This window comes from Vibrio sp. Y10_XG_PY6, assembly GCF_024181795.1.
In the GTDB taxonomy this organism is placed as follows: Bacteria; Pseudomonadota; Gammaproteobacteria; order Enterobacterales; family Vibrionaceae; genus Vibrio; species Vibrio diabolicus.
The window spans coordinates 792232-815784 of sequence record NZ_JAMZAQ010000001.1 but is presented as its reverse complement, the minus strand read 5'-3'; the positions used below and the strand labels follow the sequence as shown (position 1 = coordinate 815784).

Genomic DNA, 23553 nt, shown 5'->3' with positions numbered 1-23553 from the left:
TTATTCGCTTATCTCTTACGCTAAGAATTCACTCATATCGAGCAAACTAAAGAACTTCGAGGATCATTCTTCGAGTAAGTAACAAACCTGATTATCGTCGACCGTTACTCGCCACGTTTTTAGACAGTGCGCTTCGTCTTCCAAACACTGCCCACTCTTTAAACTGAAGTGCTGTTTGTACAGTGGTGATGCAACACACATCTCACCATCGATGTCACCGACAATCCCTCGACTCATCACATAAGCCTTACCTATTGGATCCCAATCTTGAACGGCGTAAACACCGCTATCAGGAATGTAGAATAACGCGACATGCTCGCCTTCGATTAACACAGTGGCACCGATGAACGGCATTAAGTCATCAAGCTGACACAATTTCACTTTGGTTAAAGCTGCCATTTACACCTCCTGTTTCACTGGAATACGCTGACCGCGCACACGTTGGTACGGCAAGACTTTGCTGCCCGACGTGCTGTTCAAGAAAGGACGGAAGCGTTGCAATTTTTGAGGATTATCCAACGTACTCTTCCACTCACATTGATAGGTATCTACGACTCGTGCCATTTGTTCATCCAAAGAATCACATAGGTTGAGAGAGTCATCCAGAATAACTTGTTTAAGGTAATTTAAGCCCCCTTCCATGTTCTCCATCCACACTGACGTACGCTGCAAGCGATCAGCTGTGCTGACGTAGAACATCAATACTCGGTCAATCATGATGATCAACTCTGATTTGGATAAGTCGGATGCAAACAAATCAGCGTGTCGTGGTCTCATGCCGCCATTACCGCACACATATAAGTTCCAGCCGTTTTCAGTGGCGATCACCCCAATGTCTTTACTTTGCGCTTCTGCACACTCGCGAGTACAGCCCGATACGGCAAACTTAAGCTTATGGGGCGCTCGCAATCCTTTGTAGCGGTTCTCTAACTCAATGGCTAATCCGACCGAGTCATCAACACCATAGCGACACCACGTAGAACCGACGCAAGATTTCACGGTGCGCACCGACTTCCCGTAGGCGTGCCCTGTTTCAAAACCAGCATCAATCAAGGTTTGCCAAATTTCAGGAAGCTGCTCTAACTGCGCACCAAATAAATCCACTCGCTGACCGCCAGTTATCTTGGTGTACAGATCGTATTGCTGAGCAACTTCGCCAAGCACGATGAGTTTGTCTGGTGTGATTTCACCGCCCGGAACACGAGGCACAATCGAGTAAGAGCCATCTTTTTGCAGGTTCGCCATAAAGGCATCATTAGAATCTTGCAGAGATTGATGCTGAGGCTCCATGATGTGTTCATTCCACAAAGAAGCAAACACAGATGCTGCTGTCGGCTTACAAATGTCACACCCATGCCCTTTACCATGCAGTGCAATTAAGGTGTCGAAGTCTTTGATTTGTTCCACTTGGCAAATATGGAACACCTCTTGGCGACTTAACTCAAAGTGCTCACACAGGTGGTTGTTAACCTCTACCCCCATGGCTGCCAGTTGAGTATCCAATACCGACTTCACCATATTGCTACAGCCACCACAGCCAGTACCGGCTTTGGTGCTAGTTTTAAGGTCCGTCAGGTTGGTAGTGCCAGCTTGAATCTCGGCAACTAAGTCGCCTTTTGTGACGTTGTGACAAGAACAGATAATGGCGCTGTCTGGCATCTCTCCATCCAGCATTCCGGTATCAAACAGCAGGTTCGCGGCGTGGTCTGGCAGGACCGTTTTGTTCAAATAACACTGCAAAAGCGCATCGTAGTCACTGTTGTCACCAACGAGAATCGCACCAAGCAATTGAGTGCCACTCGCATCAACCACCAGCTTTTTGTAGATGCCTGCAACCGCATCTTGCAATACCATTTCTTGTGCGCCTTCGGTTTGCATTTGTGCATCGCCGATAGACGCCACATCCACTCCAAGCAGCTTGAGTTTAGTGCTCATGTCTGCACCTTTAAAACCTTCGCTCGGCATCCCAGTCAAGACATCGGCGGTGGTTCTCGCCATGGTGTAACCGGGTGCGACTAAACCAAAGATCTTCTGCTCCCAAAGGGCACATTCGCCAATCGCGTAAATATTCTCATCGCTGGTTTGGCATTGGTTGTTAATCACAATGCCACCTCGCTCACCTACTTCTAGCTCAGCCAGCCTTGCCAACTCATCTTGAGGGCGAATGCCTGCGGAGAAGACTATCACATCAACTTCGAGAGGATCTTTGTCTTTAAACACCATACGATGCTTAGCCGTTTCACCATCGCAGATTCGTTCCGTACCCGTTGAGGTGTGTACTGTTAGCCCTAGCGCTTCAATCTTCTCTTTCAGCACTAAGCCAGCACCATCATCTAACTGTACGGGCATCAGACGATGCGCAAATTCAATAACGTGAGTTTCTAGCCCCAATAGTTTGAGTGCATTTGCCGCCTCTAAACCCAATAAGCCACCGCCAATTACTGCGCCTGTTTTTGCGTCTTCACATGCTTTTTTGATTTGTGAAAGGTCATCAAGCGTACGGTAGACAAACACGTTGTCGCGGTCTTTACCTTCAATTGGCGGCACAAATGGGTAGGAACCGGTCGCGAGCACAAGTTGGTCGTAACCCAGCACATCTTCACCATCAAGCAGAATACGCTTTTGCTCTCTGTCGATGCCTGTTACTTGGCTGCCAAGTACTAGTTGGATGCCATGCATGTCGTACCATTCTTGGTTACTCAGCATCAAATCATCATGGGACTTACCCGCAAATAAAGAAGAGAGTTGTACACGGTCATACGCGATAAAACGCTCTGCACCAATAACGGTAATTCGGCGCTCCAAATGCGCGTTTTTCTGCACTAATTGCTCGACGAGGTGTTGCCCGACCATACCGTTGCCTACCACAACGATGTGACTCAATGCGTTCTTTACTGGAATCGTTAAAGGACTGTTCATCGCTGCCTCCTTATGCCGTTTGCGCTGCGGTTTTGGGTTTGTCTGCTTTCGAAGCAGGAATCTCGACTTTGGATTGCTTCTCGTAAAGGAACTTCAGCACCGCTTGTCGACACTTCTGATACTGCGCATCATCCGCCAGTGCGACACGCTCACGAGGGCGAGGTAGATTCACTTCTAACACTTCACCAATAGTTGCCGCCGGTCCGTTAGTCATCATCACGATTTTGTCAGATAGCAGCACCGCTTCATCCACATCGTGAGTAATCATGATGACGGTGTTGTTTAGCTCGGCTTGAATCTTCATCAGTGCATCCTGTAAGTGCGCACGTGTTAACGCATCCAACGCACCAAATGGTTCATCCATCAGCAAAACCTTTGGTTGAAGTGCCAGTGCTCTTGCGATGCCGACTCGCTGCTTCATACCGCCCGAGATTTCATCCGGCTTTTTGTGCGCGGCATGCTGCATTTGAATCAACTCCAAATAGTGATTCACTTGCTCCTGAATCCACGCTTTGCCCTTTTTTCCAGCAATTTGTTTCACTGCGAGCTCAACGTTTTGATATACGGTGAGCCAAGGCAACAATGAATGGTTTTGGAACACCACTGCGCGGTCGGGTCCCGGTCCAGCTACTTCTCGCCCATCGACGATCACGCCGCCGTCTGTTGGCATGTGTAGCCCTGCAACTAAGTTCAATACCGTTGATTTGCCGCAGCCAGAGTGACCAATTAGGGATACAAACTCGCCTTTATTGATTTGTAAATCGACGTTCTTAAGCGCGATGAACTCGCCATCTGGCGTTGGGAATCGCATCCCTAAACGCGTTAGATCTAATAATGCTTTTTCCATGATCTTTTCCCTTATCTCAACGCTTGCTGTTTATTCCAAGACAGCCACTTTTGAAGTTGCAACATGCCTCTATCGAGCATCAATCCAATAAAGCCGATTGTGATGACGGCGACCATAATACGACCCAATGATGCTGAACTTCCGTTCTGGAACTCATCCCAAACAAACTTGCCTAACCCAGGGTTCTGCGCGAGCATCTCTGCTGCAATCAATACCATCCAAGCGATACCTAAAGAGAGACGTAAACCGGTGAAGATCATTGGAATAGCAGAAGGTAATACGATGGTGCGGATGTGCTGCCACCACGAAAGTTGAAGCACTTTACTCACGTTGATTAAGTCTTTATCAACGCTCGTTACACCCACTGCGGTATTAATCAGCGTCGGCCATAAGCTACACAGCGCCACTGTGATCAGAGAGTTAATGAACGACTTAGCAAACATCGGGTCATCACTCACATAAGTGGCACTCACCACCATGGTAACGATGGGTAGCCAAGCTAAAGGTGATACGGGCTTGAGCAGTTGAATGATTGGGTTAAAGGCTTGATACAGCCCTTGATTAAGACCAAGCACGATGCCAAGTGGAATCGCGATAACCGTCGCCAGCAAAAAGCCCGCTGTCACAGTCACTAAGCTCGTCACAATTTGGTCGAAGAACGTAGGCTTACCTGTGTAAGGACGAATCTTCACTTCCGCATCTGGATTCTTGGCTAACTTCGCAGCATTGCGCTTTTCCTGACGCTCGATAAACGCTTGTTCCTTCTCTCGCTCTTGCCAATGATCATCGACAAGGTTGCTGAACTGCTGAAAAGTTTGCACTGGTCCCGGTAGCGTACCTAATGAGGTTTGCACTTCTCTCGCCGCTAAGTGCCACATTGCCAAAAAGATCAGCAAACCAATGACGGGTAAAAGCACCAACCGACTTCGGTTCACTACCTGCTTAGCAGGAAAAAGGGAAATGACGTTACTAGACATACTCACTCCTAAGAAATTTACATCCTTGTTGCCACAAGCGAATCCCCTCGCCTGTGGCGTTTATCGTTATGGTTAAACCTTGTCTTTTCCTTTAAGCCCGATAGAGAACTTCTCTAGATATTTATTTGGCTCACGACCGTCATAAACGATGTTGTCGATAAAGTGTGTTTGTGGCGCACGGAAACCATCTTCAGCGCTGAAATCTGGGAAGTCTTTTTTGCTCAACACACCATCTTCAATTAGCGCTTGAGCTGCTTGTTGGTAGATATCTGGACGGTACACCTCTTTCGCCACATCCATGTACCAATCATCGGATTTCTCGCTTGAGATTTGCCCCCAGCGACGCATTTGAGTCAGATACCAAATCGCATCGCTGTAATACGGATAAGTGGCGTTATGACGGAAGAACACGTTGAAATCTGGTACGTCTCGTTTGTCGCCTTTCTCGTATTCAAACGTGCCGGTCATTGAGTTGGCGATAACTTCGGCATCGGCTCCAACGTATTCGCTTTTTGATAGCATCTTCACTGCTTCTTGGCGGTTGGCATTGTCATTTTCATCCAACCAATGTGCCGCTCGAATCAAGGCTTTCACTACGCGAATGTGTGTGTTTGGATACTTCTCAGCCCAAGCTTTGGAAACACCAAACACTTTCTCTGGGTTGTTCTTCCAGATCTCGTAATCGGTCACGACTGGTGTGCCAATGCCTTTGAATACGGCTTGTTGGTTCCATGGTTCGCCTACGCAGTACCCTTTGATCGTGCCCGCTTCCATTGTTGCTGGCATTTGTGGTGGCGGTGTAACACTCAAAAGAACGTCAGCGTCCAACTGGCCACTGTTATCGCCTGAGTCTGGTGCGTAAAAGCCTGGATGAATCCCGCCTGCCGCTAACCAGTAACGCAACTCATAGTTGTGTGTCGATACAGGGAACACCATGCCCATGTTGAACGGTTTGCCTTTATCCAGATAGCTGTCGACCACAGGCTTAAGTGCATCCGCTTTGATTGGGTGAACTGGTTTGCCATCTGGTTGCTTTGGAATGTACTGCTTCATCTGTTCCCAAGTGTCATTGGAAACCGTAATTGCGTTGCCGTTCAAATCCATACTGAACGCGGTAATCACTTCTGCTTTTGTGCCGACACCAATCGTTGCGCCCAATGGCTGACCAGCAAGCATGTGCGCGCCAGCAAGCTCACCATCAATGACTCGGTCTAAAAGCACCTTCCAGTTTGCTTGCGCTTCTAAAGTGACGTACAAGCCTTCGTCTTCAAAAAAGCCTTTCTCATAAGCAACCGCCAGCGGTGCCATATCGGTTAACTTAATAAAACCAAACTTCAGGTCTTCAATTTCTGGCTCACCCAACTCTGCCTTTACGCTGACCGTGGTGAATACCGATAACGAAATTGCTGACACTTTCAGCATCGAACTCCATTTCATTGGTTTGCTCCCATAAAAAAAGCGCCACTACTCCGAAGAGCAGTAGCGCCGTTGCTAAGTCTACAATTACCGCCGTTGATAATTGAGATAAGCGATTCAACAATAAACCCGTTTTAACTAATCCAAGTACTGTGCCAACTTATTTTCTACTTTAAATACAGCACATTAGAGTCTACCCTCGTAACCAAGCAACTGTTTTTGCTTGCTGTTAGTGCAACACGCACCACGGTAGAATTTCTGCCATAACCCCAAAGTAGTAGAGAAGTTAATCCATTAACTGCAATGCCGTAATCAGATTCTTCGCCACTTGTGAGAGCGTTTGGCTCGATTGCATGGCTGAATTTCTAAGCGCTTTATAAGCCTGATCTTCATCAACGCTGTGCATCTTCATCAGCAGACCTTTGGCTTTTTCCACCAGCTTGCGCTCTTCAATCTTATGGGTCAGCGATTCAATTTCCGATTGCATACTTTCGAATTTCGCTCTCACTAATGTCGCATGTTCAATCCAGGGTTGAAGTGCAAACTCACTATCATGTGGCATGAGAACATAATCCATTTTTTCTGATAACCGATTGATATCATTGGATGATAGTTGCTTCAGCACGATAAGGAGTGGTGCCGATTTTCTGCGACAGAAATCGACAATCAAACGCAGTTCCGCCGTCGGCTGCTGCCATCCAACAACAACGCGTGCCGATGGTTCTCGCTGCATCAAAGTTTCTAGTTGTGCCAATTGGCAGCCAACTATGTTGTCGTAATCTTTGCTCAACAAGCCGGACAGTCGAGCCTGCTCTTGGAGGCTATCACAGCATACTATGATGGGTGTTTTTGACGTTGATTGAGTCATGCACATTCCTTGTTTATATCTCACTCACTAAGAGAGACATAACAAGGAATGTGCCAATTAAAGTTGAAGCGTTTTAACTAGAGGCGAGATGTTCTTTGAAGAAACCTAGTGTGCGTTCCCACGCGAACGCCGCTTCTTCTGGTGCGTAGCGAGCCGTTGAGTCGTTATGGAAGCCATGGTTGACGTTTTCATACATTAACGCCTGATATTGCGCATCGTTCGCGATCAATTGCTGCTCATAGGCAGGCCATGTGTCGTTGACGCGCTTATCGAGCCCTGCGAAGTGAATCATCAACGGCCCTTTGACCTGCTTTTGAATCTCTTGCGCCGCCGGTGTTCCGTAGAAAGGCACACCTGCATCCAGCTCTTCTGGCATTACCGCTGCAAGCATATTAACGATGTATCCACCGAAACAGAACCCAACAGCGCCTAATTTACCGTTCCCACCCTCGTAGTGTTTAATGAAATTAGCAGCAGCAATAAAATCTTGTTCGATCTTGGCTCTGTCCATCTCTTTCTGCATGGCGCGACCTTCATCATCGTTCCCCGGATAGCCACCGAGTGGATAAAGCGCGTCAGGAGCGAAAGCAATAAAGCCGTCTTTCGCGAGTCGTCTGGCGACATCTTTGATGTATGGGTTTAGACCTCGATTTTCATGAATCACCAACACTGTCGGCGATTTTAAGGTCTTCTTTTGTGGCACAACCAAATAGCCGCGACCTTCCCCATGTCCATTGGGCGAAGCAAAGGTTTCATAGGTTGCTTTGATCTCAGGATCATTAAAGGAAACTTGCTCTGCGAGTGCATAATTTGGAGTCAGAGCATCAACCAGGGCCGTCATACTAAAACCTAAAACAGCGAGGCCACCAAGACGGTTGAGAAACTCTCGACGAGAGATTTTGCCATGTGCGTATTCGTCATACCAATCGAAAGCTTCTTGTGGAATGGGATGTGACGCCTTGTTGTTAGAATTTGAGTGCTTTAGAACCATTATCCTTGTCCTCATTTCTTATCGAAAAGTAAACTCATCAGGCCTCACTGATGTTTGCCCCAACCAGTTGTGAGACACTTCAAGTGATAAATACATCACTGACAAGCTTACACAAACAATAGATAAAGGATTCCGATCCAACAACGTTTCGCGGTTAGCTCGTCACAGGATTAACTGCCACAACAATAGTTTTCCCAATAAGCAAACGCACGTTCAAAGGCCTGTTCCCTATCGTGCACTTGAGCAAAGAGCACAACTGTCATCGTTGCCAAAACCGTATTCGCCATTTGGTTCATGTCATCTTCTGACGTCCCAAACGGACAGTTCGTAGGCATTGGCACCTCAGACAGCATTTGCTCCGTCCAGTAGTGCGATGTCACGCCGCTTGTTTGGCTTAGCCAAACAGTTTGACTTACTTTCGGGTTGTATTCTGACTCACCCGATTGTCCTTTGAATGACACAACGGCGTGAGCGGTTTGACCGATTTCATATTCAACTTCAGCATGAAGTTGTTGGAATCCAGGATGGAAGCTACCACGAATACCAACCGTGGCCTGCCCCGGATTCAATGCACGAACCACGGTATTAATCGGCGTTCTAAGCCCATAACGATTCTTCCAACCGATCATGGTTTCTGCTTGTGGAGCAAACGCACTCAGCGGTAGATAAACGATGTTTTGTGTTTCTAACACACGCTTTGCGTCTTCTGCTGATTCCGCTTTCTCGATAGCAAACTTGTCGAGGTAATCTTCGGCGTGTAAACGTCCAGATTGACGGTCGTGATAACCATGCATCAGCACTTTATGACCATTATCGGCAAGGATCTTCGCTGCCAACAGGTGCCAAGGCTGACCTGCCGCTTCACGTTTGCCTGCGTAACATGGCCAGTCGATGTCTGCACCAATAGCAGGCATGCGGGATTGGAATGCTTTCGCAAAGCCAGCGATTTCTTGTTGAGTCTCGTTTTGTACGCGGATCAGCATCAATAACATCGCCATCTGATCATCGCCGCACTCACCGTTTAGGTATTCATCCATAACTCGAAACGCTTGGTCAAAGTTCAGTGGTTTTCTACCACGCTCGCCACGACCGACTGTTCTGATACATTCCAAAATGCTGCTCATATTCCCTCGTATTCCGTCACTGACTGTACGGTTTCTATTAGTTGTTCGCGCAGTTTGACAACTTCTCCCATCACAATCAATGCTGGGCTCACGCCTTTAAGTGTAATCGATAACTCATTGAGCTGATTGAGTTGGGTAACATGAACTTGTTGCTGAGGGCTGCAACCATGAGTGATGATCGCGACAGGGAAATCTTCTCTCAAACCAGCGTCGATTAAATCGATTTGTATGTCTGCCGATTTTTCTAATCCCATGTAGAACACCAATGTTTGTCCGCTTTGCATCAATTGGCTCCACGCTTCAAATGCGCCTGTTACCACTTGCCCTGTAACAAAGGTAACGCTGCGAGCAACGCCACGATGAGTCAGCGGAATCAAGCTGTTGGCCGAACAACCAATCGCTGCAGTAATACCGGGGATGACTTCGTAAGCGATAGAGTGTTTGACGAGTGCTAATGCTTCTTCGCCTCCACGACCAAATACAAAAGGATCTCCCCCTTTTAAGCGCACAACTCGCTTTCCTTGTAGAGCGAGCGACACCAACAAATTACAGATTTCTTCCTGACCAATACTAGGTTGTCCGCATCGTTTGCCCACGTAAATCCAATCGGCTTGTGGCGAAGCCAACTCCAAAATATCTTTGTTAACCAAACGGTCGTATAGCAATACCTCTGCCGATACAATCGCTTTCACTGCCTTCACGGTTAACAAGTCTGGATCGTGCGGTCCTGCTCCGACAATCGAGACAAAACCTTTGTGGTTCGCATCTAGATCTGCGGAGTGATTTTCTAGAAGTTGGTTCAGTTTGCTTGCTTGGTCATGTGCTTGGTCATGCTTAGAAAAGCGAGACGAGCGTTCTTGATTCTGACTCGCTTGTCCTTTCTTAAACCAAGACTTTTGATAAGGCGCTTCCATGTGCTTATCCTCTTTATGATTTACTTTATTTGCATCGCCAGACTTTGCTGGCTCGCTTGCTGTTTGCCCTTTTGATGCTGATGGCTGTCGACCATTTGTTTGATTTGAGAGACGCATGAGCCACAGTTGGTACCGCATTTGAGTTTGTTTTGAAGTTGGGTCAGTGAAGTGCAGTCTTGTTTCTCCATCGCGTCATGTATTTGTTTATCGGTGACACGGAAACAACTACAAACCAGTTTGGCGCTGCTTTGCGATTGAGTGATGGTAAGCAGTTGCGATAACTCCATCGGCTTGCCAATCAAGTGCGTAAAGTTGGTGTAGTCGGTTTGAATCGGTTCACTAGACACCACCAAAACAGAACGAATGATACGAACGTCTCCAACAAGTTCGTAATCCACTGCTAGCCAACCTTGGGCAATATCAATCGTGATCCTGCGGCTCTTTTCCGTTCGACAAAAACTCTGCTTTTTTGGTCGTTTATCGTGTGCGAAGCGCCAGATGCCTAAATTACTTTCTGCTTGAAATGCGCTGTAGAGAAACTTGCCGGAATCAAACTGTGTCCCGATGAACATACCGTAGGTTTTTACCGCTGCGTCTTGCACTTCAACATAAGACGACTTAAACGCAGGTTGCCCAGAAATAGGGTCTTTTGCGCTGTTTATTATCGCGTTAACACTGCTTTCTCCGCCATATCGGCCCGCCCAGTGCATTGACATAAACAGCTCCTGAAAACCTAAACCTTCATCAATGGCAACTTTGGCATAAATACCGGTGTTTGAAGTAGACTGAAACAGCTTGGTGAGTTGTCCTGCTTTTAAGCGATTTTGAGTGGCGGAGAGTGTATTCATGTACACGGTTGGCTCTAACTCAGAGGCGGCTAGGTGTGCGATATGCCCTGTACGCGTCATGGTATGCCATTGGTCACGTTGCCTGCCCGTATTGAGCCACCAGCCTTTTGTTCTCTCTAAGCGTTGAGGTAATTCGCTGGTGACGACAAAACGCGCTTTACCATCTGGGTGCGAATAGATTCCATCAGCAAAAGGGCGCTCCCCTCCCCATTGTGTCGGCACCCACTCTTCGTATTCTTGCTCAGTTAAGTTCGCGTATTCAGATAGGTTGAGCTTCAATGGCGAATCAGCATTCATGCCTGTCATCGCCGCATATTCCCTGAATACCGCCCGCTCAGAAGTAAACGCAAAGCCATTTTGTGTCTTTTCCAATGTACACAAAGCTTGCCCGACTTGGCTTATCGCCCACCAATCTGGTTTTGCTTCACCAGGTGGTACTTGAAACTGACGTTGACGAGACATTCTACGTTCAGAGTTAGTCACCATCCCTTGCTTTTCACCCCAACCAGCTGCTGGCAGTAGAACATCTGCATATTTAGCAACGTCCGACTCCGCGGTAATATCAGACACAATCACAAAAGGACAAGCCTCTAACGCGCGCTTAACCATCTGATTATCAGGCAAAGAAACCACGGGATTGGTTGCCATGATCCACAGAACTTTAATCTCACCACGTTCTACCGCCTCAAACAGCTCGACGGCTTTTAATCCAGGCTTAGTGGCAATTTCGGGTGAATCCCAAAACGCTTGGACTTGCTTTATAGAATCTGCGTCAAAAGCGCGATGAACCGCTAGTTGGTTTGCCAAACCACCGACTTCTCGCCCACCCATCGCATTCGGCTGACCTGTAATAGAAAACGGCCCACAACCTGACTTAGCAATTTTACCTGTCGCCAAGTGTGCATTAATGATTGCATTGCCTTTATCGACACCATTTTCGGCTTGGTTAACCCCTTGGCAAAACAGCGTGATTGCGGTTGGGCTTTGTGCGAACCATTGGAAGAATGTCGTGAGTTTTTCTTCTGAAATACCAATGGAATACGTTAAATTAGTGACATCGTAACGCAAATCAGAAACTTCTTCTGCAAGCGCATCAAACCCGTCGGTATGGGAATTTATGTATTCAGAATCAATACATTGCTGCTCGATAATAAACTTGAGCAGCCCATTAAAAAGTGACACATCCCCATCGTTTTTAATCGGTAGATGCAAATCCGCTTGCTGCGCGGTGACCGTTTCACGCGGGTCAATAACCACTAATTTAAGGTTTGGATTATTCTCTCGCGCTTGCTGAACACGACGGAATAACACGGGATGCGTCCAAGCGGTATTCGCACCGCAGATGATCAACAGCTCGGTATTATCAATATCGTCGTAATTGACAGGAACCACATCTTCGCCAAATGCGCGTACGTGAGCAGCAACCGCCGAAGACATGCATAAACGGGAATTGGTATCGATGTTCGCGCTACCCACGTAACCTTTCATGAGTTTGTTCGCGACGTAGTAATCTTCAGTAAGCAACTGCCCTGAAACATACATCGCGACAGAATCTGGTCCAAACTCCGCTTTCGCTTGATGGCTCTCTTGTGCAATTAAGTCTGTGACCGAATGCCATGACACTTCTTTTTCCCTTAGCTTGGGGTAGAGCAACCTTGAAGGCATTTTTAAGCTTTCTGCTAATGCGACACCCTTTACACACAGTGAACCGGAATTGGCCGGATGAAGCGCATCTCCAATAATCTTGTTATTGCTGATTTCAATTCCGCAGCCTACTCCGCAATACGGACAAGTTGTCTTTCTACACCCTTGTGACATAACGCCTCCTGCGCGACTAATCCTAAATTACAGGCAAAAAAAAAGCCTCTCCCGAATCGAGAGAGGCAGCAATGCCTTTAACGCTGTTAGTACATTTTCAAAAGTAATACCCTATCCCGCTCTCGCCTGCTATAGAGAGCGGCGCATCGAGTTAACGATGAACATTTATCTCAAAGCAAACGAGGTGCCAAGATTGAAAATCTTTAATTTACAAAACGTTAGAATGTAAACAACTATTGCAAAGTAATACCGCGCACTGATTGGGTGCAAGTTTCGTTCATTATCGTGCAGGGTTACTTTACTAATTCCATGACCAATCTAGACTCTTCGTCACCGAAATAATGCGCTTCTTCTTTTAAGACTTTGAAGCCAAGGGACAGGTACAAAGACAATGCAGGCTGATTATTCGGATCGACCGTCAACTTCACACTTGAGCCCAACTTCAACGGCGCGATGGCACTTTCAATCAGAGAACGCGCAATACCCTTACCACGATGTTGAGTATCGACAGCCAGTGACATGATCCAATATTGCTGTGCATTTGTGCTTGTCGTCAGCAAAATATACCCTGCGACTTGCTCCCCCTCTTTCGCCACTAGTAAGCTTTCCCCCCAACAATCAAAAGCTTGCCGAAAGAAAAATTGAGGATAGGCATGTTCTCCAAATAAAGTATTTTCAAGCGTATACACAGCCAATAAGTCGTCTTTATGTGCAGACAGAATGTCCATTCAATGATTCCTCCTTTAACATTTGTGGCGGCAGTATATACCTAAAGCTCATCTAAATGCAGGACTCATAGACCTGCCACTTGCTAGCCCTCCAATATGCACCATGGCTCATTAAGTAAGAGCACGCTTCTTTAGCATATACATCCATGATTAAGTTTTAACCACGAAATCAAAAACCACCTATTAGTAAAAATTTGAAATATAACACCAATTAACCACTCAAATATCAGATTAAAATTCTAGTTTTTAAAAAAATTCATAGTTTGATAAGTTACAACCACCCCTTATCTTCAGCATGATTCACCACACTTCCGATGTGATAACAAACACCAAAACCTATACCATTCTCCGCATTATTATTTTTATAAAAGCGAGTTTTAAGTGAAAGAATCTCGAAATACGTTAAATTCCAGTGAATTAAACACAACAACATCTTGGTCAAAACACGATACACATTGGGTCCTTAGTCTGTTTGGAACAGCCGTTGGTGCAGGCATTCTATTTCTGCCGATCAACCTTGGTATTGGCGGGTTTTGGCCGTTAGTCGCAATGGCTGTGCTTGCTTTCCCAATGACTTATCTTGCCCACCGTGGTTTAGCTCGCTTTGTACTGTCTTCCAAGATCAAAAATGCAGACTTTACTGATGTAGTAGAAGAGCACTTTGGCGCAAAAGCGGGTCGCTCTATTTCACTGCTGTATTTTCTTTCGATCTTCCCGATCCTGTTAATTTACGGTGTCGGTATTACCAATACCGTAGACAGTTTTATGGTTAACCAAGCTGATATGGCTTCTTTGCCTCGCCCTCTGCTTTCAGGTGCACTAGTGTTTGCATTAATTGCCATTATGATGGCGGGCGAAAAAGTCATGCTACGGGCTTTTGCCATTATGGTTTACCCATTAGTGGCTATTCTTGCCTTTCTTTCATTTTACTTGATACCAAACTGGACCATGCCAATCATGGACGCCCCTGAAGCGTCTGCTTTTGCTAGCACTATGTGGTTAGCGGTTCCTGTGGTTATTTTCTCGTTTAGTCACGCGGCTGCGATTTCAAGCTTTGCAAATGTGCAACGTCGCCATTATGGCGATCAAGCGGATGCGAAATCCGAAATAATTCTTCGACGCACTAGCATCATGTTAATTGCGTTTGTGCTTATTTTTGTCTTTTCGTGTGTATTAGCGCTGTCACCAGAGCAATTGGCTCAAGCTAAAGAACAAAACGTGTCGGTGCTGTCTTATTTAGCCAATGCAACAGACAACCCATTTATCGCAACGCTTGGTCCTTTGGTGGCTTTTGTTGCTATCACTTCCTCTTTTCTTGGGCACTTTTTAGGTGCACGCGAAAGCTTAAATGGTTTAATTACCAAACACTCTAAACTGTCTGAAAAGCGAGTTGATCGTATCAGCGTTGCAGTACTTTTCTTTTCAATCTGGGCAGCAGCGATCATGAACCCAAGCATTCTTGGTATGATGGAAGCGTTGTCAGGGCCTGTTATCGCGATGATCTTATTTATTATGCCAATGTTAGCGGTATACAAAATCGATGCATTGAAACAATATCGTGGGAATGGCTCAACTTACTTTGTTTTAACTGCGGGCATTGTAGCGGTAAGTGCATTGATTTTTAGCTTCTTCAGCTAAAAAGTAGTTATTAGGTTGGATTTTCAGGGGAATACCTTATACGAGATTAAGGTGATTCCCTGAATTTTCTTACTCTTAAGCGGGTAGCCATCGTTACCATTGACTCTTAGATAAGAGCAAAAACGCCCGCAATCATAAGTACTGAAGCGATACAAGTGCGGCCAATAATACCGAAGTGTGAAGGTTGAATCATTTCATTATGCATAGTTAATCTCCTGTTTATTATAAAAGCCATTTTTTATTGGCTTAATAACACTATGTCTAATATCGAGTTTTTTAACAACCCATACAAACATTAAATATTTATGACAGAAAGATAATTTTTTAGCGAACCAGCCATCTTTCGAGATGCGAATCGCACCGACTAAATGATGAAACTTACACCACTAACAATGTTCGACACACTAGATTCGTCGCACTGTTTATCTTGTCGTTAAATCAATCTTTCCACTTTTGAACAGATTTATCATTATAAATCATAATATTAGCCTCACCTTTCGCGAAACTTTCTTCACAAGCCGTTTGTAACTCGGAATCCATCCGCACTTAGCCAATAAGAAGTGATAGACTTACCTAGTATTAGGGTTAAACGAGATCACATTTTATTAATAAGCTCATGCACTTTCCGATTAAAACGCTAACTTGCGCGCTGTTCTCAGTACTTGGATTCTTCTTCCATCCAACCCATGTACTTGCCAACACAGAAAAACAGAGCTATCTGGAAGAACACATTTCTCCTCAAAGCAGCTCCATGCTCAATCTCTATTTTCGTTCAATGGGTAAGCCGCGCTCAATTGAAGAAGATGAATTAGTTGCGCCACAGAATGCGTCAGCGGAATCTCTTGCGCTTTATTACTTTGCGCGCCTATACCTAAAGCGCTACGAAGGCGTTCCGCTGCCCAAAGATATGCCTGATTTAATTGAGTTTGGGACAGAGCATAATTTACCGTGGGTAGTCGCTGAAGCACAGCTTAATAAAGCGGTAACCATGATTGAACTAGACGACAATTGGAATGCAGAACTTGTACTCCATGACATCATCGCTGAAGCCCGCGATCTCGGCTATTTAGCGCTAGAAGGAAGAGCATATCGCTGGCTAGGGAACTTAGAGGTTTCACGGAATCAACTACGTAGCGGACTCAAGTATTACCGAACCGCCTATGAGTTGCTAGAGAGAACCGTGTTTGAAATGCAAGTTGCCATGACGCTGAATAACATCGGTACCGTCTATATCGATGCATCCGATTGGGCTCGCGCCAGTAGCTACCTTACGCAAGCACTCGATACCTATTTAAACAGCGAATATCAATATGACAATAGCCTTTTCATTGGGGTTATCTACGCAAACTTAAGTATTGTTCACTTAAGCAGTGGAGATAGCGAAAAGGCAGAATACTATTTTAATGAAGCGATCCGACTCTCAATGCAAACGGGGTCAGACGTCATCAAACACTATTCATTATCAAGCTTCTCACAAATGTTAAGTTCGATAGGGAAAATTGATGAAGCGTTGATGGTTGCACAGCGTTGCGTAGCTCTCCCTATCACGGGAAACGTAGAGGCGAAGAAAATGCCTTGTTATGAAGCATATGCAGAAGCATACCTCGCAGATGAACAATACGATAAAGCTATTTCGACAGCTATCAACGTACTTGAGCAAACTAAATCAACCGATGAGCTAGAAATACGACAGCGCATTGATATGCTGTCGGTCCTAGTAAACGCGAATCAAACCCTTAATAATTTTGAAGCGGCTTTTCGTTACTTAACTCAATTAAGAGAGCTAGAAGCTGAATTTTCTCATCATATTCACGGCGAAGAGATGATTAACATTAAGTTTGACCTCGAAGCTAAGTTAGCCCAGAAAGAACTCAAGCTACTAGAAACGAAAAATGCGTTGCAAGCTTCAGAGCTGCGTTCACAACGCTATAGAGAAATGTTCTACTTTATCGCTATCGCAGCGATTGGTGTCGTTGGCTTTCGTTACGTACTACGCGTTAGGCGTATTAATAAAGCACTCACTCAAGAAAATACTACCGATCCATTAACTCAATTGCACAACCGTCGCTACCTTCCCATTTGGCTGGATAAAATGGCTCGTAGAAGCCCAGATAGAACGTTTGCCTTAGCCGTATTAGATATCGATCATTTTAAAACGTTTAACGATGAATATGGGCATGATATTGGCGACAAGATGTTAATTCATATTGCCAGGTTATTTAATGAATCGACTCGCTCTGGGGACCTACTCATCCGTTGGGGTGGAGAGGAGTTTGTCTTATTATTTGAAGTAAACAGAACTGAAGATTGCGCTAATTTCTTGGATCGATTGAGATATATCGTGGAAAACACGCCACTAGTGGTTGACTCTAAGTCATTAAACGCGACAATTTCTCTCGGGGCTGTCGACAGACTGTCCGTAAAAACTATTCAACAAGAATGGGATCAATGGTTTTTCTTCGCAGATCAAGCTTTGTATGACGCAAAGCAAGCAGGAAGAAATCGCTTCGTTATTCACCCGACGTCATAAGAGCAAAATGAAAAAAATCCTAACCATCGCTATTTTTGCGCCTGCACTTCTCACTGCGTGTAGTAACCATCAAGCCTCTCAACTGGGAATGCGCAGCAGCAGTGTTAACGTATATGCCCAGCAAATGAGTAACACTCAGTTGTGCGAGACCCTCTACTACAACCGTGCAACCAACCAAACCAAAGTTGCGATTGGCGCTGAGTTTAACCGACGTGGTTTAAACAAGAAGTGGTGTGATAGTGAGTTCAATAAGCTATACATCAAAAAGTGGATTGATAACGTGTTACCCAAAGAAAAGGCCAAACCGAAGAAACCAATGGCGACAATTCAACCCGCTTCAACTAAGTAATCCTTCCTCTCAAAGCAGACAGTACGACCGTATTTTCTGCTTTTTACTTTTCATGCGTGCGCTATTCGACATTAAAAAACCCTATAGTTTCAGTGAATTAACACTGACTCATGTTGTTCGTCGAACTTTTTATGTAAACAAGTTGTAAATGGTTTTCGTCCTTATTCTTTGTCGTTAGCTTTGTTTATTCCTGTTAGAGGAATATGAAACAGGAGCTAAAAAATTCCAAACAAAGACATGAGGTCAAAAATGGAAATACGCATTAACCGCCTATTTGCTGCTATGTTGGCAGTAGGCATTGCACCTGCCGTCTCGGCGTTTGATCCACTCTATTCTGAACAATGGCACTTAGACAACACAGGGCAAACTGCTTTTGCAGCTAACCCAGCTGTTGCTGGGAACGACCTAAACACCAAGCTCACTCAAGCAATGGGTATTGCGGGTATCGGTGTAAAAGTCGCGGTCATTGACTCTGGAGTGCAGATCGATCACCCAGATCTTGCAGGTAATATAGTTACAGGTAGCAGAAACTTCGTCGAAGACTCTTCTTTCCCATTAAGTTATCCGGTTGATACCAATGGTCACGGCACTGCTGTAGCCGGTTTGATCAGCGCAGTCGGCAACAATGGTGAAGGTGGACGCGGTGTTGCTTCTCACTCTTCTCTTATTGGTTTTAACTGGTTAGCCAACCAGACATTAGAAGGCTGGCTAATCTCTCACGGCATGGACCCGGCCACACGCGATGTTCGTGTATTTAACCAAAGCTATGGTTTCAGCCCGATCAACCCAATAACTTTTGATGAAAGCGATCCTCAACTTAAACTTGAAATGGACGTGATAAAAAATGTCAGCGAGAGTAACTCATGGGGACGCGGTGCTGTATTTGTTAAGTCAGCCGGCAATGGTTATCGCTATTTCAATGCGGGAAGATTCTTCGTATTACCAAGTAACTTCTTCGCTGGTGGAGACAACCAAGGCTTGCCGATGCACAACTCCGCTCAGTCTTATGACAACGCCAACTATTTTAATTTAATCACCAGTGCACTACGTGCGGATGGCACGCGAGCGAGTTACTCATCGGTGGGATCTAACGTATGGGTTGCCGCACCAGCAGGTGAATATGGGCAAGACTTCCCTGCCATGGTCACCACCGATTTGATGGGTTGTGAAGAAGGGCAAAATACCGGCGACGGACTTGGTATCAATGGCTTACACGGCGGTACGGAACTAGACCCGAACTGTAACTATACCAGTACAATGAACGGAACCTCGTCGGCTGCGCCAAACACGTCCGGTGCCATCGCGGCAATCATGTCCACAAATCATGCACTTTCTGCTCGTGATGTACGTGCTTTACTAGCAGAAACAGCAAAAGTAACGGATAAAACGCATCCAGGCGTACAACTTGAATTTACTAACCACAAAGGTGAACAGGTTAGCTACGAGGCTATTTCTCCTTGGCAGAAAAACGCTGCAGGCGTAGATTTCCATACTTTTTATGGCTTCGGCGCTGTCGATTTGGATGAAGCAATGCAACGTGCTCGCATGACAAATCGTGTTTTACCGCCTCAAGTTATTACGCCTTGGGTTAATAATGCTAAAGAAGTCAGTGTACCCGATGCGAGTCTGGCTGGCGGTTCATCAAGTATCGCTATTGCCGATGATCTGAAGGTAGAATCCGTTCAAGTGAAATTGACATTAGACCACTCTCGCCTGCCCGACTTAGCTATCGAGCTCGTTTCGCCATCAGGGACTCGTTCCGTTTTGCAAACACCACGTAATGGTCTTGTTGGTCAATCTCTTGACCCAACGATTACTGGCTACAAAGACCAACTAATGTTGTCTAACCAGTTCTATGGCGAAGATGCAAAAGGCGAATGGACATTACGAGCAATCGATACGAATGGCGACGAAGTCTTTTCTTACATTGCATATTTTAACTCTTCAACCATCTATGACGTTCCGATGGCAAACAACGCTCAGCCAGGTGTTATTAAGAACTGGTCGATGCGCATCTTTGGACACTAAGGAGTCAATTACATGAAATACATATCATTTTCTATGCTGGCTCTTTCTATGATGACGGCTAGCGCATACGCTGAGCAACAACTCTCTCAACAACCCGCACCTGAACTGTTTGTGCCTTCAGAAGCTGTTGAGATTAATGGCCAAGATTATCGCAAGGTGCAAACGGGTACAGCTAGGAGCCTATCCGAAGAAGTAAAGCTTCAAGCCGGTGATGAAGTGTTTAAGAATGCATTTAGCAATGTATCCAAGGCCACTGGACTGGTTTACATCACGGTAAACAACCCTAACGAAGCGAAAGCGGTCGCCAAAGAGCTAAAGCTGGAAGTTGTCTTCGCAGAGGGAGAATCTGCGGTGTTAAAAGCATCTCAAGATCAAGATCTACTGAGCATTAGCGACTATCTAAACGCAGACAGCCGGGTAAAAGCGTCTAAAATTGAACTAAACAGCGGTAAGTACCGTGCACAATAATTCTCTAGCAAGAGAAGTTGGCTGATAAAACCATGCCTCGGCAATTGCTGAGGCATTTTTATAGGTGGGTATAGAAACCCTCTTTTTCTTTTGTAGATTACTACGGAACTAGCATGATATTTAGGGGAGCGTGTCCGGCAACGCCTGTCATTTCTTAAATAAAATAACTTCGGTTCTTAGTTTATCCTGCGTGGTTTCTTGCGGGTTATCTAAGTAGCGCTCAATCCCTAATGGACTGGTTTTGGCTTTCATACCACTCTGACGAACCAAGTTCATCGCTAAAGCCCACGCATTTCCCAAAAACTGATATTCCCCACGGTGCTCGACGACGAATGTTTCACTCTCAGGTATGGTACCGGAAACCGCTCCCTCTGGCGCAGTTACTGCGCTATCAAGTGGCAAGCAAGTGATAAACTCAAACGTGCCTTTCTGCATATCCATCGACTGGTAATAACAAAATAACTCGCCGTTCACAGATAAGCCCTTGTCATCAACTATCTGCTTTAACTTGTGAACTTGTTCTTCTATTACCGGGCCTAATTCTGGAATGGTGGCCTCGCCTTTTATTCCGATGTAGTGAACCTGAGGCAGGGTTCGATTACCAATTTCAACCAAGTCTGAGAGCACTTGCCCGGTTTCAAGTTTGCTTTTAAGCATGCGTAGCCCACGTTGATAATCCATCTCTATCATCGACTTAAACATACTTTTCAAAAAGAACAGATACCAAGGAACGCGTGATTGCATTTGCCATTCGACTAAACAACCATCTTGTGACGGCGTCACTATTAGAGTCACCTTTCCGTGACTCTTGATTGGACGAAAGAAATGAAGCTCCATATCTAACCGATGTTCTTGAGTGCTTTCCAATACGATGGCACCAGTCCCAATACGCTGACCATTCCATTGGTAACCGGCTCCAACGTGACCTTGATTATCGCTGAATGTCAGCTCGCAACTCGGTTCAAGAATGATCCAAGGTGACCAATCAGGCCAGTTATTAAAATCCTTGAGATAGCCAATAATCTCGCTTTGATTCTTATTAATTTCAATACTTCTGCTGACCTGATAAGAAAGCATAACGGTTCCTCAAGTTTCCGCGTCACTAACTTCAGTCTAATTCAAATTCCAGTTTTTTCTTGTTTGACTGTGGGTTAGACGCACAAAGCTAGGAACAGAATTCCACTTTCGCACTAAATCGAACACCATCATCGTCCAGTATTAACGCCCATCCCATCCGTTCACATATGCGTTGTACGATAACAAGCCCACAACCGTAGCCGGCGTTGTACGTCTCGTTACCATCGTGACGATTCAGGATCTTAAGAGCATGACCTTTCAACTCAATTTCAATATCCCCTACACTATAGCTAAAGGCGTTTTTAATCAGATTGTTGATAACAATGGTCACAAAACTCTCTGGAGCCGTCACTACACCACTATGTTGCTCGTGCAAAGCGTAATTCGAATCTTGCTTGGCAAATAAAGGAGCTAGCTCTTCCAACTGTTTTTGTAAACAAGTGAGAAGCTGATGCTCTCCGTAATGCTGAGGCTCTATTTTCTCTTTACCGAGCAAGAGAAACGCTTCTGTCAGTACGCGCATGTCTTCACAAGCTGACTGCATTCTCGCGATGGCTTTTTGCGCGACTCGAGGTTGTTCTGGGATACGCGTTAGAATGTCTGTTGAGCCTTTGATCACCATGATTGGCGTTCTCAACTCATGCGATGCAAAACGACTAAATTCTTGTTCTCGTTTGAAATAGCCCGCGATATCGTTTTTATTATCCAGCAAAGTTTGCTCTATTTGGCGTGTCTCGCTGAACTTGGTTTCAACTTGGAAAGCGGGTTGATCCGGTGACATTTGGCTGATTTTGTCTTCGATTTGCGCTAGTGGTCGAGACAATATTCGCACCATATAAATGCCATACCCGACCATAACAAATGAAAATAAGCCACCGAGCAGTAGCGTAAACTGATGCAGCGAGCTTTCGTATTCGTCGAGGTAATCATCGGAGTCATCTTGAAACACAATGTACATAAGCCCCTTCCCTGAGGGGTGTTTCAATACGACAAAGTGTTTGTCTTCTTCACCAAGCAGATATTCGTAAAAACCGGGCGAAGTAAAAGAGAGCAACCAATCCGGTGTCGGTGCTTCACTCCAATATGAGTTGAACTCCAATACGTTTGGCAATGGCGCATCCCAGCCCTGTTTCTCGAAATTCTCACTATAAAGCGCAGCTTCAGTATCAAGCCAGTGATGTAAACTCAGCACTTCAAGTTTGTTTTCTGCCACATAAATCAGCGACCAAAAAAGAGTAAACATCACAAGCGTCATCACCCCAAAACCCCAACGGATCTTGCGATAAATACTTGGATATTCGTTATGCTTTAAGTCGGTAACCTTGTCCATGAATAGTCTCTAATCGTGATTCTTCAAAACCTTTGTCTAACGCGGTTCTTAAACCATAAATATGGCTACGAAGTGCATCACTTCCGGGTGGTTCGTCTCCCCACACACTATCGATCACTTCTGTGCGCGAAACCGATGCTGGAGCACGTTGGAGAAGTAACTTTAAAATCTTGGTTTGAATTCGGCTCAGCTTAATTTCTTTGTCTTTTCTCGTCACTTTGCCTGTGCGCGCATCTAAACAAATGTCCGCAAACTTGAGCGTGCCAATATCTTGCCTTGGACCGCGATTAGCCAAAGCATGAACACGCAAACTAAGCTCTTCCATCGCAAATGGCTTCATTAAATAGTCATCGCCTCCCGCTTTAAATGCCGCGATTTTGTCATCTAACGTATCTTTTGCGGTTAGGAAGAGGATTGGCGTTCCACAGAGCTGATCTTGTCGAAGTTTCTGTACCGTACTAATGCCATCGAGCTTAGGCATCATGATATCCATGATGATTACATCGTAATGATTATCCTCGATTAGCTTCAGTGCGGCCTCACCATGATACGCACAATCGATAATCATGCCTTCAAGCTCAAGATAGTCCGCAATCGTCTCCGAGACATTGTGGTTGTCATCTACAATTAAAATTTTCATAAAAATCACATTTCTTCACGATCTCTTCACGATATGCCCAATA

The 23553-nt window shown here is 45.4% G+C and carries 19 protein-coding genes; 5 read left to right on the top strand and 14 right to left on the bottom strand.

The features are described from left to right. Positions 1-63 precede the first annotated feature (63 nt). The 11 genes from nirD to NL644_RS03580 all read right to left on the bottom strand — a co-directional run bounded on the left by nirD (position 64) and on the right by NL644_RS03580 (position 13450). Positions 64-399 carry a nitrite reductase small subunit NirD gene (gene nirD, locus NL644_RS03630; protein WP_021487100.1) on the bottom strand — a complete coding sequence of 112 codons (336 nt, stop codon included), beginning with the start codon at positions 397-399 and terminating at the stop codon, positions 64-66. Then, positions 400-2919, bottom strand: a complete 2520-nt coding sequence (gene nirB / locus NL644_RS03625) for a nitrite reductase large subunit NirB (RefSeq protein WP_253658004.1) — start codon at positions 2917-2919, stop codon at positions 400-402. A 10-nt stretch (positions 2920-2929) separates the two neighbouring features. After that, positions 2930-3766: an ABC transporter ATP-binding protein gene (locus NL644_RS03620; RefSeq protein ID WP_114322971.1), complete on the bottom strand. Its 837-nt coding sequence runs from the start codon at positions 3764-3766 to the stop codon at positions 2930-2932. Between the two features lie 11 nt (positions 3767-3777). Beyond that, a complete protein-coding gene (locus NL644_RS03615) occupies positions 3778-4743 on the bottom strand; it encodes an ABC transporter permease (RefSeq protein ID WP_012842517.1) in 966 nt (321 codons plus the stop codon). A 72-nt stretch (positions 4744-4815) separates the two neighbouring features. Beyond that, positions 4816-6180: a CmpA/NrtA family ABC transporter substrate-binding protein gene (locus NL644_RS03610; RefSeq protein ID WP_005375887.1), complete on the bottom strand. Its 1365-nt coding sequence runs from the start codon at positions 6178-6180 to the stop codon at positions 4816-4818. Between the two features lie 265 nt (positions 6181-6445). After that, a complete protein-coding gene (locus NL644_RS03605) occupies positions 6446-7027 on the bottom strand; it encodes an ANTAR domain-containing response regulator (RefSeq protein ID WP_181869484.1) in 582 nt (193 codons plus the stop codon). A 73-nt stretch (positions 7028-7100) separates the two neighbouring features. After that, a complete protein-coding gene (locus tag NL644_RS03600; protein ID WP_181869483.1) occupies positions 7101-8018 on the bottom strand; it encodes a dienelactone hydrolase family protein in 918 nt (305 codons plus the stop codon). A 170-nt stretch (positions 8019-8188) separates the two neighbouring features. Beyond that, entirely contained in the window at positions 8189-9142 is a 954-nt protein-coding gene (locus NL644_RS03595; protein WP_065970740.1) for a glycosyl transferase family protein, read from the bottom strand. Continuing rightward, positions 9139-10056 carry a uroporphyrinogen-III C-methyltransferase gene (cobA, locus tag NL644_RS03590; protein WP_114322968.1) on the bottom strand — a complete coding sequence of 306 codons (918 nt, stop codon included), beginning with the start codon at positions 10054-10056 and terminating at the stop codon, positions 9139-9141. The genes NL644_RS03595 and cobA overlap by 4 nt, the downstream gene beginning before the upstream one ends. A 20-nt stretch (positions 10057-10076) precedes the next feature. After that, entirely contained in the window at positions 10077-12722 is a 2646-nt protein-coding gene (locus NL644_RS03585; RefSeq protein ID WP_253658003.1) for a nitrate reductase, read from the bottom strand. A gap of 293 nt (positions 12723-13015) precedes the next feature. Then, positions 13016-13450, bottom strand: coding sequence for a GNAT family N-acetyltransferase (locus NL644_RS03580; protein WP_005395641.1), 435 nt, complete (start codon positions 13448-13450; stop codon positions 13016-13018). Positions 13451-13831: 381 nt separating this feature from the next. Between NL644_RS03580 and NL644_RS03575 the strand changes: the two genes are divergently transcribed. The 5 genes from NL644_RS03575 (at position 13832) to NL644_RS03555 (ending at position 20463) form a co-directional block, all read left to right on the top strand. Then, entirely contained in the window at positions 13832-15088 is a 1257-nt protein-coding gene (locus NL644_RS03575) for an aromatic amino acid transport family protein (protein ID WP_048625130.1), read from the top strand. A 616-nt stretch (positions 15089-15704) separates the two neighbouring features. Further along, entirely contained in the window at positions 15705-17618 is a 1914-nt protein-coding gene (locus tag NL644_RS03570) for a tetratricopeptide repeat-containing diguanylate cyclase (protein WP_253658002.1), read from the top strand. Positions 17619-17625: 7 nt separating this feature from the next. Continuing rightward, positions 17626-17967, top strand: a complete 342-nt coding sequence (locus NL644_RS03565; protein ID WP_012842508.1) for a hypothetical protein — start codon at positions 17626-17628, stop codon at positions 17965-17967. 249 nt (positions 17968-18216) lie between these two features. Further along, complete coding sequence (locus tag NL644_RS03560; protein ID WP_253658001.1) at positions 18217-19995, top strand: S8 family peptidase; 1779 nt, start codon at positions 18217-18219, stop codon at positions 19993-19995. A gap of 12 nt (positions 19996-20007) precedes the next feature. After that, a complete protein-coding gene (locus tag NL644_RS03555; protein ID WP_012842506.1) occupies positions 20008-20463 on the top strand; it encodes a hypothetical protein in 456 nt (151 codons plus the stop codon). Positions 20464-20610: 147 nt separating this feature from the next. Here the strand turns inward: NL644_RS03555 and NL644_RS03550 are convergent, their stop codons facing one another. The 3 genes from NL644_RS03550 to NL644_RS03540 all read right to left on the bottom strand — a co-directional run bounded on the left by NL644_RS03550 (position 20611) and on the right by NL644_RS03540 (position 23510). Further along, the gene (locus NL644_RS03550; RefSeq protein ID WP_114322965.1) at positions 20611-21540 is read right to left on the bottom strand and encodes an SRPBCC family protein; all 930 of its coding nucleotides are present in this window, start codon (positions 21538-21540) and stop codon (positions 20611-20613) included. A gap of 88 nt (positions 21541-21628) precedes the next feature. Beyond that, complete coding sequence (locus NL644_RS03545; RefSeq protein WP_114322964.1) at positions 21629-22870, bottom strand: HAMP domain-containing sensor histidine kinase; 1242 nt, start codon at positions 22868-22870, stop codon at positions 21629-21631. Beyond that, a complete protein-coding gene (locus NL644_RS03540; RefSeq protein WP_005395631.1) occupies positions 22842-23510 on the bottom strand; it encodes a response regulator transcription factor in 669 nt (222 codons plus the stop codon). The genes NL644_RS03545 and NL644_RS03540 overlap by 29 nt, the downstream gene beginning before the upstream one ends. Between the last annotated feature and the right edge of the window lie 43 nt (positions 23511-23553).